Genomic DNA, 15,519 nt, shown 5'->3' on the forward strand with positions numbered 1-15,519 from the left:
TCCGAAGTTCGACGGTGCCAGCTCGGGTCTCCCAGTCGCGGTCGCGATAGCCGTTACGCTGAGCAAGTCGAAAGTCATTCTTCTCGCCGTAGGCCGCACCGGTCTTCGTGCCAACCTCTAGCTCCATCAACTTCTCGGCGGCAAAGCCAATCATCTCGCGCAGCAAATCCGCATCAGCGCTCTTCTCAACAAGCGAGCGGAGGTCCATCATGTCATTGGTCATCGGTGGTCTTTCCATCAGGTTGTGCTTGAACAACCCAACCCTACCGGAAAAAGCCGATGACCACCGCTATCCTGCTACACCACTTCTCGGGACGTCATCTGTGCTTCAAATCAGCGTTGCTTTGAATCTGGCGTACTTCTCGTTTCGAGAAATACGGGCACCAGCTTTCTTACGATACGAGCGGGCGATGACAAAAACCGATAATATCATTGCCCGCGCACTGGCGCTTTATCGATCCATTCCGAAACCGGAAAAGCTCGATCTGTTCAGCGAAGAGACCCGAGCATGGAATAAGGGTGATGTAGAGGCTCAGAAGCTCAATCTTCACATCTGGAACCAGGACCGTTGGCGAGATCCGTTTGATGAAAACATGTATAAATTTGACAATTTCATCAGATACGCCGCGTTGATTGTTGCTGCTTTGGCTTTCATTTTTTTGGTTGGCTCTTCGGCAATGGCCGCATGCCCAATCAGGATCAGATATTTCCTCGTAATTACGGCAGTTTGTCTCACGCCCACAATTATGGCGATCGCCTATAATCTGTTGATGGCCCAAATGGCTGAAAAGGAGATACAGACGGTCGCCGAGCGCGGACGTGTCGTGGAAGGTGAAATGGAGCTTTTTGTCAAAGCGATACCGCGGAAATATTTGCCCGACGGTGTATTGTAAGCATCGCCTTTATTGCGTGCCGAGCACGGCGATCACGCCCTTCCATCAAGCTGTCATCGGCAATCCTTCTTGCGGAAGGTTCGGCTCTGCCTTGTGGGGCAAGACAGAGCCGGGAACCGAATGACGGCTCACTCAGTGCGTTCAAGTGTCGGGGAAACTTGCTCGCCCACTCATTTTATACTACCTGCAGATGAATTTCTAGGCGCTAAAACACTGCTTTTCGCACAGGCCCGAGCGCCGGGCTAATCGTAGTCAACGGCAAGGCCATGGCTCACTCGGGCCGCAACGTTTGGCCCGATTCTGCATCGAAAAGATGAAGCTTGCCTGAACGGGCGGCTATCGTGACGACCTGCCCTGTCTCAAAATCGTGACGTTCGGAAAACACCGCGACAAGCTCGCCCGACCCATAGCGCAGGAACACCATCGTCTCATGGCCGGTGGGTTCGGTGACGTTGACGGTTGCCTGCAGCCCGCTTTCGGCGAGTGACAGGTGTTCAGGCCGCATGCCTAGGAGCACTGACTGTCCGTCAGAGGCCTTTGGCGTGAAACCAAGCGCGATCTCGTCGCCGGTTTCCGTGACGAAGATTGCGCCATCGGCCTTGTATCGACCCTTTAAAAGGTTCATCGACGGAGAGCCGATGAAAGTTGCGACGAACGTGTTGCGGGGACGGTCGTAAAGTTCCAAAGGCGTGCCGATCTGCTCGACATTGCCGCCCTGCATGACCACGATCTTGTCGGCCATGGTCATGGCTTCCACCTGGTCATGGGTGACATAGATGGTCGTAGTCTTAAGCCGCTGGTGCAGCTCCTTGATCTCCTTGCGCATCTGCACGCGAAGCTTGGCGTCCAGGTTCGACAGGGGCTCGTCGAACAGGAATACTTGCGGCGACCTGACGATGGCTCGGCCCATCGCCACACGCTGCCGCTGGCCGCCTGAAAGCTGGCGCGGATAACGATGCAGATAAGGGACGAGGTCGAGCGTTTCGGCCGCGGCCTGCAGGCGTTGTTTGATGACCTCGGCTGGCTGCTTCTGTAGGCGCAACGCGAAGACCATGTTTTCGGCAACCGTTTTGTGCGGATAGAGCGCATAGCTCTGGAAGACCATCGCGATATCGCGGTCCTTGGGCGGCAGATTGTTGACGATCTTTCCGCCGATCGAAATGGTGCCGCCAGTGATGCCTTCGAGCCCAGCGACCATGCGCAACAAGGTCGACTTGCCGCAACCAGACGGTCCGACGAGCACGACAAACTCGCCGTCGTGAATTTCTATGTTTACCCCATGCAGGACATTAAGGCCGCCGTAGGCCTTCCGCGCTCCTGAAATATTGACGTCAGCCATCTCGCTCCCACTTGCTTTCCGGCGACCCCTTTTTGAAAGGAATAGTCGCGCGCTTATGCATATTTTGCCGCGGAGCTTTTGCGCATCCAGTCCGGCAACAGCGCCCGGTAGCTTCGCTTCAAAAGCACCCGGCAATCTCCTCCATGAAACGTTTCATTTCTTATTGACTTTTTACACCTACCGTCCCATCCTTGACGGGGAGACCGTGGAGGAGCGGTTTTCAAGCATGATATGAAACGTTTCATTTTCTTGCTTACCAGATAGTTCTGCACGAGGCCAGTGTTAAATCGGACTGGCGAAGCCAGGCTTGCAAGACCTGCCGGGCGGCAGCACAAATAAACGTGGAGGAGGATGACATGAAAGTCGAAATATACGATGCACTGATGCGCCGTCAGGCAAGCCGCCGCGACGTTTTGCGTGGAACAGCCAGCGCCGCGGCTTTGCTCGGCGTATCCAGCGCATTGGGTGGAATTCCCGGCATGGCTTTCGCCGCCGATGATGTGCGCGCCCAGATCCTGCAAATTCCGGGTGTCGGCAAGGGCTCGCCGACGGATTCGGACTGGCAGAAGGTGGGCGAGCTTTGCCTCGGTCCGACCAAGGCCAATGTCAAGCAGGGTGAGTTCGCAGGTGTCGAACTGACCTTTATGGGGCTCAACAACCAGAACCTCCACAACTTCCTGTTCCGCGGCTTCCTGAAGCCGTGGGAAGCCTATACTGGCGCCAAGATCAATTGGATCGATCTTGCCCAGGCCGACTATAACGCCCGCCTTCAGCAATCGATCGCGACCGGCACGGTCGATTTCGACATTCTGGAGATGGGGGCGCCGTTCGAAGGCGACACCGCCGGGCGCGGGCTTCTGGACGAGATGCCCAGTTGGGTTGGAAAGCAGATCGAGTCAGACGACCTTGTGAGTTACCTGAAGCCACCCGTCGGCACGTGGGGCGGCAAAACCTACCGGGTGACTATCGACGGCGACTGCCATACCTTCGCCTACCGCAAGGATTACTTCGGCGAAGGCTCGATCAGCGGCATGGCAAAGCCGCCGAAGACCTGGCAGGAAATCAACGACGTTTCCAAGAAGCTGATCGGCAAGAAAGACCCGCTGACCGGCCAGCCGGCTTATGGCTATCTCGACCCGCTCAAGGGCTGGGGCGGTTTCGGCTTCTACTTCATCGAGAACCGCGCGACGGCCTACACCAAATATCCGGGCGACCCGGTTTGGCTGTTCGATCCGGAAAACATGAAGCCGCTGGTGAACAATCCCGGATGGGTTCAGGCGATCCAGGATGTCCTGGACCTGATCGCGGCAAAGGCTTATCCGGCCGACCAGATCAATGCGGATCCAGGCACCACGGCCTTCTCGCAGTTCCTCGCAGGCACTGGCTCGATGCTGATGTGGTGGGGCGATGTCGGGTCCAGCGCGCGCACTTCGGATACATCCGTCGTGGGCGATGTGGTCGGCTTCGGTATCAACCGCGGCTCCGATCGCGTCTACAACCGCAAGACCGGGAAGTGGGAAGACAAATATAACGAAGCGCCGAATATGGCCTATCTCGGCTGGGGCATCTATGTCACCAAGCGCGTCTCCAGCGACGAAAAGAAGCGCAAGGCCGCCTGGTCCGCGGCCGCCCATCTCGGCGGCAAGGATCTGTCTCTGTGGACTTCGGCCTATCCCTCCGGCTTCCAGCCCTACCGGCAATCCAACTTCAACTATGACGAATGGGAAAAAGCAGGCTACGACCGCGCCTATATCCAGGACTATCTGGGTTCGAACGCCGACAGCTACAACCATCCGAATGCCGCCATCGAACCGCGCATCCCCGGCATCTTCCAATATTACTCTGTTGCCGAGGACGAACTGGCGAAGGGCTATGCCGGACAGTACAAGTCTGCCCAGGAAACCGCGGATGCGATTGCTGCCGCCTGGGACAAGATTACCGACCAGATCGGTCGCGATAGCCAGTTGAAACTCTATCGGACGAGCCTCGGGCTCTGACCGGTTGAAATTAAACGCGCTGGCGGACCGGAAGCGGCTTCGCCAGCGCCCATTCTGTCCGGGCGAGGAATATCATGTCGACAGTCGAAGGCGACCTGCTCCACACGGTCGAAGCCGGCTCCATTTCCGCGAGCCGTCGTTTCTGGGGCCGCACGGCTCTGTGGCTCAGCGCCATATCGTTCATAGCATCGTTTGTATTGCAGGCTTTCCACGAACTGGGCTGGACCAGTTGGGGCTTCGAGAACTGGCGCCCGGTTCTTTATGCCTATTTTCTCTGGGCAGCAGTTCTCTGCATCACTCGCGTCGTCATTTACGGTGAGACAGGCAAGAAGGCCCTTTTTGTGCTGCCGGCCGCGCTTTTCGTCGTGTCGATGGTGGTCTTCCCGCTGCTTTTCGCGCTCTGGATCGGCTTTTCCGACTGGAACCTTGCCTCGTCGGCCGGGCGGCGCTTCAACGGGCTCGACAATGTGCGCCGGATGATCTCGGATCCGTTCTATGCCAACGCGCTGCTCAACATGATCCTTTATTGCCTGGCGATTGCGGTCGAATACGCGATCGCGTTCGGCTTGGCGCTGCTTCTCAACCAGGAAATCGTCGCCCGCAAGTTCTGGCGCGTAACCTTCCTGGTGCCGTTGATGCTGTCGCCGGTTGCCGTGAGCTGGATGGTCGGCAAGTCGATGCTGGAGACCCGCTTTGGTCCGGTTGCGCGTTTTGCCCGCTGGCTCGGCTGGGAAAATCCCTCCTTTTTCGGCGATCCGCTGACGGCGAGGCTATCGATCATCATCATGGATGCCTGGACCTTCATTCCCTTCATGATGATCATGCTGCTCGCCGGATTGCAGGCCCTGTCCAAGGAAGTGCTGGAGGCGGCCGAAGTTGATGGCGCGACGAAGTGGCAACGCTTCTGGCAGGTCATTTTCCCGCTGATGTTGCCGGTTTCGGTGACGACGGTGATGATCCGCATCATCTTCAAGTTGAAGCTCGCCGATATCATCATCACGGTGACCGCCGGGGGTCCGGGCGGGGCAACCGATTCCGTCACCAGTTTCATCTATCGCGAATACCGCGACCGTTCGAATGTCGGATACGGCACTCTGCTCGCACTCGTCTACCTCGTGATCATCGTTTTCGGGATGACGATGCTGATGAAGATTTCCGACCGTATCGTGAAGCGCATGACAGGAAGGCTCTGATGGGTTCGATCGATTTCGAAAAATACGCGCGCGGCCAGCGCATTCGCTGGTGGGCGATGCGTTTTGCCGTCTACGGCCTGCTCGTCATCTGGGCCTTTGTCTGCATCTTCCCATTGTTCTGGACGGTTTCAACCTCGTTCAAGACGGCCGCGGACGTCATGAAGGGCAATCTCGTCCCCTGGTTCAACTTTTCTCCGAGCTGGCTCGGCTGGCGCTCGCTCGGGCTTTCCCCAGATACTATTTTCCAGATCTCGACGGTGCGTGACGAGTTTATGCGCAGGCTGTGGAACAGCGTCATCATTTCGGTCACGGCATCGGCCCTTGCGGTGGTGCTCGGATCGCTGGCGGCCTACGGCCTCAGCCGCTTTTCCTATAAGTTCGGCTATATGCGCAACTCCGACATTTCCTTTTTCTTCCTGTCGCAGCTCATTATGCCACCGGTCGTCCTCGCCCTTCCGTTTCTGGTTCTCTACAAGGAACTGGCGCTGCTTGATACCTATGCGGGCATGATCGCCGTCTATACGCTGATGGTCCTGCCAATCGTCGTCTGGATCATGCGCGACCAATTCGCTACGGTACCGGTCGAACTGGAGGAGGCGGCGCTTGTCGATGGCCTGTCCATCTGGGGTGCCTTTGGCCACATCATCGTGCCGCTTGTCCTGCCCGGCATGGTGGCCGCGTTTCTTCTGGCGCTGATCCTGTGCTGGAACGAATATTTCTTCGCAGCACTGCTGACCTCCACCAATACCAATACGCTGCCGGTGATGATCGCCAGCCAGACAGGCAGCCAGGGCATCAATTGGTGGTCAATGGCCGCCCTTTCCACCGCCGGCATCCTTCCGCTGGTCTTCGTTGGCGTTGTGCTGGAAAAGCACATCATCGCCGGCATGACCGCAGGCGCGGTAAAGTAGCGGCGGGATATTGGAAAATGTCAAAGATGCCCACAGTCAAGGATGTCGCCGAATATGCGGGCGTATCCGTGGGCACCGTTTCGCGGGTGCTGTCGGGCGAAGTTGCGGTCAAACCCCTACTGCGCGAGAAGGTCAACGGCGCGATTTCTGCGCTCGGTTACCGGCCAAACGTGACCGCGAGAGCCCTGCGCACCAGTAGAACGGATGTGATCGGCCTGATCGTTCCCGACATCACCAACCCGTTTTTCGCGCAGCTTGCGGCAAGCGTCGAGCGTGCGGCGCTTGAATGCGGGCATAGTCTCATGTTGGCAAGCTCGCATGACGATCGCGGCGCGGAGCGGAGCCATGTTTCGGCCTTTCTCGACCGGTCGGTGCGCGGCATCATCGTGGTCGCTTCGAGCGACAGTTCGGGCCTCCATCTGGAAGCACCGGTTCCGATCATATCGCTGGACCGGCGCTTCGGTACCTTTCCCCTGGTGTCGACCCACCATGCGCGGGCAGCGGGGCTAATTGCGGACCATCTCTATGGGCTTGGGCACCGCCGCATCGCCTATATCGCCGGGCCGCCCGACACCGAGGCGGGGCGCATGCGCAAGGGGGGCTTCGTCAATCGGATCAACGGGTTCGGCAAAATCGGCGAACCGGTTGAACTGGAAATTGTCGATGGCAAATTCGACTACGAGTCCGGTGAAAGAATCGCCCGCGACCTGCTTTTGCGGCCGCCACAGGACCGGCCCACCGCGATTGCGGCCGCTAGCGACCAGCAGGCGATCGGCGCGCTGCGCGCTGCGCGCGACCTCAAGATCGACGTGCCGCGAAAGCTGTCGGTCACGGGTTTCGACGATATTTCTCTTGCCAATCTCGTAGTGCCGCGGCTGACAACCATACGTCAGCCGGCGGACAAGCTGGCACGGCGCGCGGTCGCCCTTCTTCTTGAGGAGTCATCGAGTACGCGAGACGAGATGGTGGACGGATCGCTGATTATCCGCAGTTCGACGGGTCCGTGCGTGCGAGCTAAGGTGAATATTGCCGGATAGACATATCGAAGCAGGGCCGGTGCTGCGGCCGCTAGAAAGGGATAAAGAAATCCATGCTCAAGGGTATCAGGGCCGAACTCAACGGCGACATTCTTCAAGCGCTTTGCAACATGGGACACGGTGACTATCTCGTCGTTTCTGACAGGAACTTTCCATCGGATTCGACAGCCCGCCAGACGCGCCTCGGCAAGCTGCTGACCATGGAAAACATTCCGGCACCGCAGGCAATCGACGCAATTCTTTCGGTCTTGCCGCTGGACACGCCGATCCAGCCCTCGGTGGGCCGCATGGAGATGATCGGCAAGCCGGACGAAATTCCGGCGATTCAACAGGAAGTCCAGGCGATTGTCGACCGTACCGAAGGCAAGCCTTCGCCCATGTATTCGGTCGAAAGAATGGCGTTCTATGACATTGCTGCGAAGGCCTATTGTGTCATCGCAACTGGCGAACTGCGCTTCTATGGATGCTTCCTTCTGACCAAAGGTGTCATTCCAATGGAGGACGTCAGATGAGCGAGAAAAAGGGAATTGTCATTCTCGGTATTTTTGCCGCGGACACCGCCTATAAGGCTAAACGTTTGCCTCATATTGCCGAGACGCTGATGGGGTCTGGGTTCACCCTCGGGCCGGGAGGCAAGGGCTCCAATCAGGCGATCGCCGCGGCCAAGGCCGGCGGCAAGGTGACCTTCATTTCGCGGATCGGCAACGACCCGTTCGGTGAGATGGCCCTTGCGGCCTACGCGGCGGCGGGCGTCAAAGCCAATGTCATGAAGATGGAAGGCGTCTCCACAGGCGCTGCCTTCATCTTCGTCGATGAAGTGAGCGGCGACAATGCAATCATTGTCGCGCCGGGGGCGGCAGGCCTTATCGGCATCGAAGATGTCGACGCGAACCGGATGGAGATCGAAAGCGCCGCCATTTTCATGACTCAGCTCGAACAGCCGCTCGAGGCGGCCATGCGCGGGTTGTCGATGGCGAAAAGGGCAGGGGCCACGACGATTTTCAACCCAGCGCCCGCCCGCGCCATTCCGGACAGCGTTTATGAATTGTGCGATTTCATCGTACCCAATGAGGTGGAAGCCGCCGAATTGGTGGGTCACACGATCGAAACCGATGAACAGGCCCGCGCGGCAGGCGGTATCCTGCTGAAAAGGGGTGCCCGCGCGGCGATCGTCACCCTCGGTGCCCGCGGTGCGCTCTATCTCACGGCCGGGCAGAGCGAATTCGTACCGGCATTTTCCGCGGGCAATGTCATTGACACCACCGGGGCTGGAGACGCTTTTCTGGGCGGCTTCGCCACGGCGATTTCCGAAGGATGTGCGCCGGTCGAAGCCGTCCGTTTCGGCTGCGCGACCGCGGCAATCGCCGTGACCCGGCCGGGCACGGCCCCGGCCATGCCATCGCGCGCCGAGATCGACGCCTTGCTGCGCTCCTCATAATTGAACATTCAAGAACTGATGGATTGCCTGGGGGAGCAAAGCCAGCAGCAGCTCATTGGACCTAACTCTTCACAACCGCATGGAAGACATGGCGGAGCAATTGAGGCGGCGGCAAAAATCTGACAAGCTCAATTGCGTGACATCAAAAGAAGGCGGCGGGAAGCCTGTGCTGCTCACGGAACCGATGTCCGTCCTCGGTCCCGCAAATCCGGCTCGCCGAGCTTTCTTGCTAGGTGGCATGATGAAACGAAAGCCACGCCTTGATCCTGACCTCGAAAGCTTAGCCGAGAAGCATGGGATCACCGCGACCTACGAAGACCTTCAAGGCAGAAGGCGCGCCGTTCCGGCGGAAACCAGGCTGCGAATGCTGCAAGCCCTCGGTTTTCCTGATCGTCTGGAGGCGCAACCCGACAGACAATGGGCAAGGCCACGTTTGGACGTACCGGAGGGTGCTCGCTGTTTCCTTCCCCCTTCACCTGGCGCGACGCGAGCTTGGGGCATTTCCACTCAGGTTTACGAGCTTACGTCCTGCCGCAATTGGGGGATTGGCGACTTCGAGGATGTCAGACAACTCTGCTTAATTGCGGCCGAAGCGGGGGCCGACTTCATCGGGCTCAACCCGCTTCATGCCCTGTTCCTGGCGGAGCCTAGACGCTGCAGCCCTTACTCCCCCTCCAGTCGCCTGTTCCTCAATCCGCTGTACCTCGCGGTCGATAAGATTCCCGGCTTCCGCAAAGATATGGTCGATGAGGAGAGGCTGGCGGAAAACCGAGCGCTCGAACTCGTGGATTACGCCGCCGTCGCCATGCTCAAACTGACTGTTCTTAGACAAATGTGGCATGAGTGGAACAAGGCGGATTTCTCCGATACGGACGCGGCTAAGCGTGCTTTCGACGACTTCAAGCGAGAAGGCGGCGATGTGCTGTTTGGCCATGGCCTGTTCGAAAGCCTGTCGTTTTTCATGACTGAGCAAGGCTTTGGAAGCGGATGGCATGATTGGCCGGCGGAGTTCCAGAATCGGCATGCGGCGGCGGTGGAGAGCTATGCTGCCGACCATCTGGATGATGTCGGGTTTCACATCTGGCTGCAGTGGCTGACCGCGCATCAATTGCAGAATCTCGCAAATTGCGCCCGTCAGACAGGCCTTCGCTTCGGCCTTTATCTCGATTTTGCGGTCGGAGACGTTCCGGATGGATCGTCAACTTGGTCGGCGCCGGATCTGGTTCTATCCACGATGCATATCGGCGCACCACCGGATGCCTTCAGCGCTAAAGGGCAGGATTGGAGTCTCGTGCCTCTGTCTCCCAGCCTCCTCGCCAACCCCGCCCAGCCCAATTATCGGCGATTGATCGATCGAACCGCAAGGTTTGCCGGCGCGCTGAGACTGGACCACGCTCTCGGCCTTTGGCAACTGTTCCTGATTCCGGCGGGCGAGACGGCCGCTGCGGGCGGATATCTGCGATATCCGTTTCCGGACATGATTGCGAGCCTCGCTGTTGTGTCGCGGGAACGACAAACCGTGATCATCGGCGAGGATCTTGGAAACGTCCCGGAAGGATTTCGACCTGCGATGGAGAAAGCCGGCATCCTCGGCTATAAGGTCTTGTATTTCGAAGATATCGCCGCCCAGAATATCGATCCCGACCTCCCAGCCTCACTGTCGCTCGCATGTCTGTCGACCCATGACTTGCCTCCACTGCTAGGGTGGTGGCGCGGGGACGATATTTCGTTTGCCGAAGGGCTTGGATGGTCTGACGCCGAGGCGGCCGTTCGCTCGCGCGAAGACAGAGACAAGCAAAAGAGAGCCCTGCTTGATAAACTCGCGGAGGCGCAACTGATCGATCTCATGCTGTTGGAGCAAAGCCAAGGCGCCCACCTACCGGACGAAGCCGCGGTCGCGCTTCATCGCTTACTGGCAAAAACGAACAGTATGCTTGTTGCTCCGCGGTTGGCTGATATGGTCGGAGAAGATCGTCCAACCAATGTGCCCGGCACTGCTGAAGAATACCCCAACTGGTGTTTGAAACTGCACATTCCTATCGAGCGTCTGAAAGACACGGCCTTGTTTGCCCGAATTTCGACCGTTTTCGAAGAGGAACGGCCGAAACGCCGCCCATCGGACTGCGGTGCGACGCCCAGAGATGAGAATCCCGCCTCTCGGATGTAGAGCACGCAGTCCTTTGCATAGATCCAGAACAGGGCTGTACTTGCAGGCACCGAGATTGAGTCGTCTCATCGACTTAGGTTTTTGTCGAAGGGTATAATGCGGTGATGTCCACCCGGACGACCGTGCTGATACTCGGGACGATGGCCCCGATATTCCAGCCTGCCCGAGCGGTAGTCGTGATGGCCACGATAGCGATCTCGATAATAATGGTTTCGATCGTAGCGATATCGATATCGGTAATGGTCACCGCCTCCGATAAAGATGGCACCACCGCCATAATAGCCTGGGTTATACCCGCTCGTCCCGTAAAGGGGGCCTTCCTCCACGCAGCTTGACAGGATCAAGCCGGTAAATCCAACGATGGCAGCCACCAGCATTGATTTCATGGTCATGAACGTTCCTCCTGCGCCGGCAATTCGCGCCGGATGTATTTCTGGCAGCGTGGCGCCTTACTTCTTCTTCTCGGCCAACGCATTCGCCTTTTCGCGATTGCCGCCTGCCTCTTTGATGATCTTGGCGGCCGCCTCTTTGGAGAGGCCGTGCTTTCGCGCAAAGTAATTGACTTCGTACGGCTCACCGGCCGCTATTGTTCTGCGGTCCTGTCCCAGCTTTGATTTATCGTCAGCCATCTTTTTCTCCCCGCTCGGACAACAATCGAATGTCGTCGTCGCAGTTTCTCTAGCGCTTCTCGTCTTTGATCCTGACGCCTGGTTTCCCGATGGGCATAACGAGGTCTTTGTCATAGACGCTTGGCGCAATGCCGCCCTGTTCACTGGAGCCGCCAAGCGGCTCCCGCGGGCCAGGCTTTTTGATTCTTTTATCGGACTTTTTCTGTTCCGAAGTGGGTTGTTTATCCACCATGAAGGCCTCCCTTTGTTGCTGGAGACCTTACTTCGGAAGGAGCAGAAAGTTCCGTCCAGCAATGAAATTGGGCGGAGGATTAATGTTCGATTCCCTGCAGGCGATTGCACTTATAAGCTTATCGCATTCAACCTGAATTTGGGGCGAGCTAACCCGATCTGAGGGCCAGATGGTTCGATGCCCCTCAAGAGCACTCATCGAGAAATCACGGCTGGAATTGATCTCCGAAGAACAGTCCATTTCGCGCAACATGCGACCACGGACCGCTGCAAACCAGAACCCAATGTCATGAGTTCGGATCCCGCCTCATTTCTCCTTGAGCACGAGTGCACTGGTTAAATCACCGAGTGGCTTCTGCTTATGGGCCGCGATGGCAGTATCGCGTACGGTAATGCCATGCAGGGTTGGGAGTTCGAAGCGGCGAGTGATGAAACGTAAGATGGAGGTCGTGTCCATGGGCGTGTGATCGACATAACCGTGCCGCGCGAAGGGCGAGACGATAATGGCTGGAATGCGTGAACCCGGTCCCCAACGGTCGCCTTTCGGCGGCGCCACGTGATCCCAAAGGCCGCCATTTTCGTCATAGGTGACGACCACCAGCATGTGAGGCCATTGCGGGCTTTTCTCAAGATGCCCGATCAGATCGGCGATATGGGCATCGCCTGCTTCAATATCCGCATAACCGGAATGTTCGTTAAGGTTGCCTTGAGGCTTATAGAACGAGACTTGCGGCAGCATGCCGGCATCGATCGCTTTGATGAACTCAACGCCGCCTAAGCCGCCATCCCTCAGATGCTCAGTCCTGGCTGCAGTGCCCGGAGCGAAATTGGCATAGTAGTTGAAAGGCTGGTGGTGGTATTGAAGATTTGGAACAGGCTCCTTGTTGCCGTGGTCGAGCACATCCTGCCAAGCTCCGCCATACCAGGCCCAGGTCACGTGCTTGAGGCTAAGCATATCGCCGATGGTTGGTTCAATCTGTGGCGGCAATGTCGTGGGCTTGGCCGGGTCTGCCAGTGCTTTGTCGCCATCCGGCGCGGGACCGTTACCACTCGGCTGATAGGGCGGTTGCATGGTGTTGACGGCGTAGAAATCGGGCGTGAGATTGCCGTCGCCGACGAACTTCGGAATGCCGTCGACCGCCGATTTTGGCGAATTGTCGGCGGCCTTGAGGGTCACCCCGTCGGGCTCGACCACTGCGATCGAAGGCTTGGCGGCACTGGTGTCTGCGTTGGGATAATAGGGCGCGCAGGCGCAAATCAGCCATTGGTGGTTGAAGAAGGAACCGCCGAAAGCGCCCATGAAGAAGTTATCGGCGAGCACGTATTTCTGAGCGATCTTCCACATCGCCATCTTCGAGCCGTCCCACGAGCTCATCACCAGCGCGCCTGAATCGGCAAAGGCGACGAATTTGTCGTTGCGCCCGCCGTCGATTTGCATCTGGTTCTGATAGTAACGGTGCCAGAGGTCGCGTGTGATCGTATTCGGACTGAGGTTGAAGCCCTTGGGATCGTCGGCGCGGAATGGTCGATTGGGAAGATGCTCGGTTTCCGCTTGGGTCACCGGTGGTGTCACGCCTTTGGCGGTGAGACCCTCCCAGATCGGCGGCAACTCACGAAAAGGCTTGCCGTCGCGATCGCGCTGGATGCGGGCGCTTGCCGACGCCTTCGAAACTCCGTTAGCCCCTGGAAAGCTGCCGTAGAGATTATCGAAGCTTCGATTTTCCGCATAAATCACCACCACGGTGTCGATCAGCTTCAGATCGCTGGCAGCATTGCCGGCAGATCCCGCCTTTGTGCCGGAGGCGCTGTCGCCGGCGATGGCGGGGCTAAAAGCCGCCACAGAAAAACTCAACGCGCAGACGGCCGCAGCAGTGATCGATTTCATTTGGATTGGCCTCCCCAGATTTCGGTGGGTGTGCTTCCACCTCGCACGACAGCTTATCCGGGCGAACAGCCAACGCAAGCTCTAATTGAAATGATTCTAAAACCTGTCTAACGATATTTCTGGGTGGAGAGACGAGATTGCAGTGAAGGGACGCGACCATAACGATGCAATCCAAATCGCGAACAAGACAGTGGGTCGGGATCTGTACGGCTGCATTGTTGCTCACGATGACCTCGGTCCATGCGGGCCAAGCTTTGTCGCGGGCCGACGTGCGACGGCAAGCACAGGCATTGGGGGCGCTTGGTAAAGCCCTCTTCTTCGATCCCTCCTTGTCGGCGTCAGGCAAGATGGCTTGTTCTTCCTGCCATGATCCCAACCACGCCTTTGGGCCGACTGATGACCGGGCGGTGCAACTCGGCGGCGGCGACCTGCATCAGCCGGGGCTGCGGGCGGTGCCCTCACTCGAATATTTGCAGGCGGTGCCGCCCTTCACCGAGCATTTCTTCGAATCCGAGGACGAAGCCGACGAAAGTGTCGATAACGGGCCGACCGGTGGCCTGACCTGGGACGGCCGGGTCGATCGCGGCTGGGAGCAAGCCAGGATTCCATTGCTTTCTGACTTCGAAATGGCCAACAAGAGCGAAGCCGAGGTGGCTCGCCACGTGCTCGCGGCGGGCTACGGCAAGGCGATCACGGATATAGCCGGGGTAAAGTCCGTCAGTGATCCGGTGATCCTCTTTCGCACTGCGGTGAAGGCGCTGGAAGTCTTTCAGCAGGACTATCGCACCTTCTATCCCTATTCCAGCAAATATGACGCAGTATTGGCCGGGAAGGCTGCACTCACTCCGCAGGAGGCAAGGGGGCTCGACCTCTTCAATGCACCTGAGAAGGGCAATTGTGCCTCCTGTCACATCAGCCAGCGCGGGAATGACGGCACACCGCCACAGTTCACCGACTACGGACTGATCGCCATCGGCGTCCCCCGTAACCGCGACATTCCAGCGAACAAGGATCCGGCGTTCTACGATCTTGGCCTTTGCGGCCCCCTGCGCACCGATTTCATTGGGCATGAAGATTATTGCGGGCTCTTTCGCACACCAACACTGCGCAACGTCGCTCTTCGCAAAACCTTTTTCCACAATGGCGACATTCACTCACTGCGCGACGCCGTGCGCTTCTATGTGGAACGAGAGACCCATCCGGAGCGCTGGTATACTCGCAAGCCCGACGGGAGCGTAGATAAATATGACGATCTGCCAGAGGCGGCGAAAGCCAACATCAACACCGAGCCGCCTTTCGATCGCAAGACCGGAGACGAGCCGGCGCTCTCTCCGACCGAAATCGACGCCATCGTAGCTTTCCTCGGCACGCTCACCGACGGCTACGAACCATCGGAGTGAGGGCGTGAGCGGACACGGCTTGCCCGATGCCGTAGCTTTGCCGGCAGATCCAGCAGGCGGGCGATGGTCTCGGCGCCCTTGCCAGAAACCTTTACTTTGCCAGCATCGCTTATTTGAAGTTCGGCTCCGTTTGAAAAGCTGAGCGACCACCCGTCGTCTGCGTCTGTGCGGCGCCGGTCCGTTAATTCGATACCGGCCGCGGAGATCAGCGCAATCGCCTTGTCGACGTCCATGATCATCACCCTGCGAGAATTTCCCGAACATTTTTTACTAAGGGTTCGGACGGTCTACAAGCGCAATGCGAAATTCAACACGGCGGGCACCACGCACGTCCGCCACGCCGCACCGTTTCGCCTAAGCGGACAAGGCTCGAATCCGCCCCGCTGTAAGAGAAATTTC

General features: G+C 58.1%; 16 protein-coding genes. 9 read left to right on the forward strand and 7 right to left on the reverse strand.

Annotation, left to right across the window (positions count from 1 at the left end; all coding sequences use genetic code 11):
• A partial coding sequence (locus K290_RS0128710) for a transposase (RefSeq protein ID WP_028754966.1) occupies positions 1-223 on the reverse strand: 223 nt, incomplete at its 3' end.
• On the opposite strand from K290_RS0128710, the gene K290_RS0128715 reads away from it, so the two are divergent.
• Positions 210-893 (forward strand): hypothetical protein, encoded by a 684-nt coding sequence (locus tag K290_RS0128715; protein WP_245276699.1) that lies wholly within the window; start codon positions 210-212, stop codon positions 891-893. The genes K290_RS0128710 and K290_RS0128715 overlap by 14 nt on opposite strands.
• Before the next feature lie 271 nt (positions 894-1,164).
• On the opposite strand, the gene K290_RS0128720 is transcribed toward K290_RS0128715, so the two are convergent.
• Positions 1,165-2,232, reverse strand: coding sequence for an ABC transporter ATP-binding protein (locus K290_RS0128720; RefSeq protein WP_028754968.1), 1,068 nt, complete (start codon positions 2,230-2,232; stop codon positions 1,165-1,167).
• Between the two features lie 356 nt (positions 2,233-2,588).
• Between K290_RS0128720 and K290_RS0128725 the strand changes: the two genes are divergently transcribed.
• The 7 genes from K290_RS0128725 to malQ all read left to right on the forward strand — a co-directional run bounded on the left by K290_RS0128725 (position 2,589) and on the right by malQ (position 10,975).
• On the forward strand, positions 2,589-4,229 hold the full coding sequence (locus K290_RS0128725) for an extracellular solute-binding protein (RefSeq protein ID WP_028754969.1): 1,641 nt from the start codon (positions 2,589-2,591) through the stop codon (positions 4,227-4,229).
• A 74-nt stretch (positions 4,230-4,303) separates the two neighbouring features.
• The gene (locus K290_RS0128730) at positions 4,304-5,422 is read left to right on the forward strand and encodes a carbohydrate ABC transporter permease (RefSeq protein WP_028754970.1); all 1,119 of its coding nucleotides are present in this window, start codon (positions 4,304-4,306) and stop codon (positions 5,420-5,422) included.
• On the forward strand, positions 5,422-6,333 hold the full coding sequence (locus K290_RS0128735; RefSeq protein ID WP_028754971.1) for a carbohydrate ABC transporter permease: 912 nt from the start codon (positions 5,422-5,424) through the stop codon (positions 6,331-6,333). Before K290_RS0128730 ends, K290_RS0128735 begins: the two co-directional genes overlap by 1 nt.
• 17 nt (positions 6,334-6,350) lie before the next feature.
• Positions 6,351-7,370, forward strand: a complete 1,020-nt coding sequence (locus K290_RS0128740) for a LacI family DNA-binding transcriptional regulator (protein WP_028754972.1) — start codon at positions 6,351-6,353, stop codon at positions 7,368-7,370.
• 53 nt (positions 7,371-7,423) lie between these two features.
• Positions 7,424-7,882 (forward strand): RbsD/FucU family protein, encoded by a 459-nt coding sequence (locus K290_RS0128745; RefSeq protein ID WP_028754973.1) that lies wholly within the window; start codon positions 7,424-7,426, stop codon positions 7,880-7,882.
• Positions 7,879-8,808 (forward strand): ribokinase, encoded by a 930-nt coding sequence (locus K290_RS0128750; RefSeq protein ID WP_028754974.1) that lies wholly within the window; start codon positions 7,879-7,881, stop codon positions 8,806-8,808. The genes K290_RS0128745 and K290_RS0128750 overlap by 4 nt, the downstream gene beginning before the upstream one ends.
• A gap of 88 nt (positions 8,809-8,896) precedes the next feature.
• On the forward strand, positions 8,897-10,975 hold the full coding sequence (gene malQ / locus K290_RS35285; RefSeq protein ID WP_051264248.1) for a 4-alpha-glucanotransferase: 2,079 nt from the start codon (positions 8,897-8,899) through the stop codon (positions 10,973-10,975).
• Between the two features lie 65 nt (positions 10,976-11,040).
• Here the strand turns inward: malQ and K290_RS37540 are convergent, their stop codons facing one another.
• The 4 genes from K290_RS37540 to K290_RS35290 form a co-directional block, all read right to left on the reverse strand.
• Positions 11,041-11,367: a hypothetical protein gene (locus K290_RS37540; RefSeq protein WP_154668694.1), complete on the reverse strand. Its 327-nt coding sequence runs from the start codon at positions 11,365-11,367 to the stop codon at positions 11,041-11,043.
• A 57-nt stretch (positions 11,368-11,424) separates the two neighbouring features.
• Positions 11,425-11,604: a DUF3606 domain-containing protein gene (locus K290_RS0128765; RefSeq protein WP_028754976.1), complete on the reverse strand. Its 180-nt coding sequence runs from the start codon at positions 11,602-11,604 to the stop codon at positions 11,425-11,427.
• A gap of 49 nt (positions 11,605-11,653) precedes the next feature.
• Complete coding sequence (locus K290_RS0128770) at positions 11,654-11,836, reverse strand: hypothetical protein (RefSeq protein WP_028754977.1); 183 nt, start codon at positions 11,834-11,836, stop codon at positions 11,654-11,656.
• A 306-nt stretch (positions 11,837-12,142) separates the two neighbouring features.
• Positions 12,143-13,720 (reverse strand): acid phosphatase, encoded by a 1,578-nt coding sequence (locus tag K290_RS35290; RefSeq protein WP_051264249.1) that lies wholly within the window; start codon positions 13,718-13,720, stop codon positions 12,143-12,145.
• Between the two features lie 227 nt (positions 13,721-13,947).
• Here K290_RS35290 and K290_RS0128780 point away from each other — a divergent pair, with 227 nt between their 5' ends.
• A complete protein-coding gene (locus K290_RS0128780; protein WP_245276702.1) occupies positions 13,948-15,120 on the forward strand; it encodes a cytochrome-c peroxidase in 1,173 nt (390 codons plus the stop codon).
• Here K290_RS0128780 and K290_RS35295 read toward each other — a convergent pair.
• Entirely contained in the window at positions 15,102-15,353 is a 252-nt protein-coding gene (locus K290_RS35295) for a hypothetical protein (RefSeq protein ID WP_051264254.1), read from the reverse strand. The genes K290_RS0128780 and K290_RS35295 overlap by 19 nt on opposite strands.
• Between the last annotated feature and the right edge of the window lie 166 nt (positions 15,354-15,519).

Origin of the sequence: Rhizobium leucaenae USDA 9039 (genome assembly GCF_000426285.1) — a bacterium.
In the GTDB taxonomy this organism is placed as follows: Bacteria; Pseudomonadota; Alphaproteobacteria; order Rhizobiales; family Rhizobiaceae; genus Rhizobium; species Rhizobium leucaenae.

Excerpts from the sequence above, each read along its gene's own strand:
- K290_RS0128715 (WP_245276699.1), top strand. The coding sequence starts at position 210 with ATGTCATTGGTCATCGGTGGTCTTTCCATCAGGTTGTGCTTGAACAAC.
- K290_RS0128750 (WP_028754974.1), top strand. The coding sequence starts at position 7,879 with ATGAGCGAGAAAAAGGGAATTGTCATTCTCGGTATTTTTGCCGCGGAC.
- K290_RS0128745 (WP_028754973.1), top strand. The coding sequence starts at position 7,424 with ATGCTCAAGGGTATCAGGGCCGAACTCAACGGCGACATTCTTCAAGCG.
- K290_RS35295 (WP_051264254.1), bottom strand. The coding sequence starts at position 15,353 with ATGGACGTCGACAAGGCGATTGCGCTGATCTCCGCGGCCGGTATCGAA.
- K290_RS0128780 (WP_245276702.1), top strand. The coding sequence starts at position 13,948 with ATGACCTCGGTCCATGCGGGCCAAGCTTTGTCGCGGGCCGACGTGCGA.
- K290_RS0128725 (WP_028754969.1), top strand. The coding sequence starts at position 2,589 with ATGAAAGTCGAAATATACGATGCACTGATGCGCCGTCAGGCAAGCCGC.
- K290_RS0128770 (WP_028754977.1), bottom strand. The coding sequence starts at position 11,836 with ATGGTGGATAAACAACCCACTTCGGAACAGAAAAAGTCCGATAAAAGA.
- K290_RS0128730 (WP_028754970.1), top strand. The coding sequence starts at position 4,304 with ATGTCGACAGTCGAAGGCGACCTGCTCCACACGGTCGAAGCCGGCTCC.
- K290_RS0128735 (WP_028754971.1), top strand. The coding sequence starts at position 5,422 with ATGGGTTCGATCGATTTCGAAAAATACGCGCGCGGCCAGCGCATTCGC.
- K290_RS0128740 (WP_028754972.1), top strand. The coding sequence starts at position 6,351 with ATGTCAAAGATGCCCACAGTCAAGGATGTCGCCGAATATGCGGGCGTA.
- K290_RS37540 (WP_154668694.1), bottom strand. The coding sequence starts at position 11,367 with ATGACCATGAAATCAATGCTGGTGGCTGCCATCGTTGGATTTACCGGC.
- malQ (WP_051264248.1), top strand. The coding sequence starts at position 8,897 with ATGGCGGAGCAATTGAGGCGGCGGCAAAAATCTGACAAGCTCAATTGC.
- K290_RS0128720 (WP_028754968.1), bottom strand. The coding sequence starts at position 2,232 with ATGGCTGACGTCAATATTTCAGGAGCGCGGAAGGCCTACGGCGGCCTT.
- K290_RS35290 (WP_051264249.1), bottom strand. The coding sequence starts at position 13,720 with ATGAAATCGATCACTGCTGCGGCCGTCTGCGCGTTGAGTTTTTCTGTG.
- K290_RS0128765 (WP_028754976.1), bottom strand. The coding sequence starts at position 11,604 with ATGGCTGACGATAAATCAAAGCTGGGACAGGACCGCAGAACAATAGCG.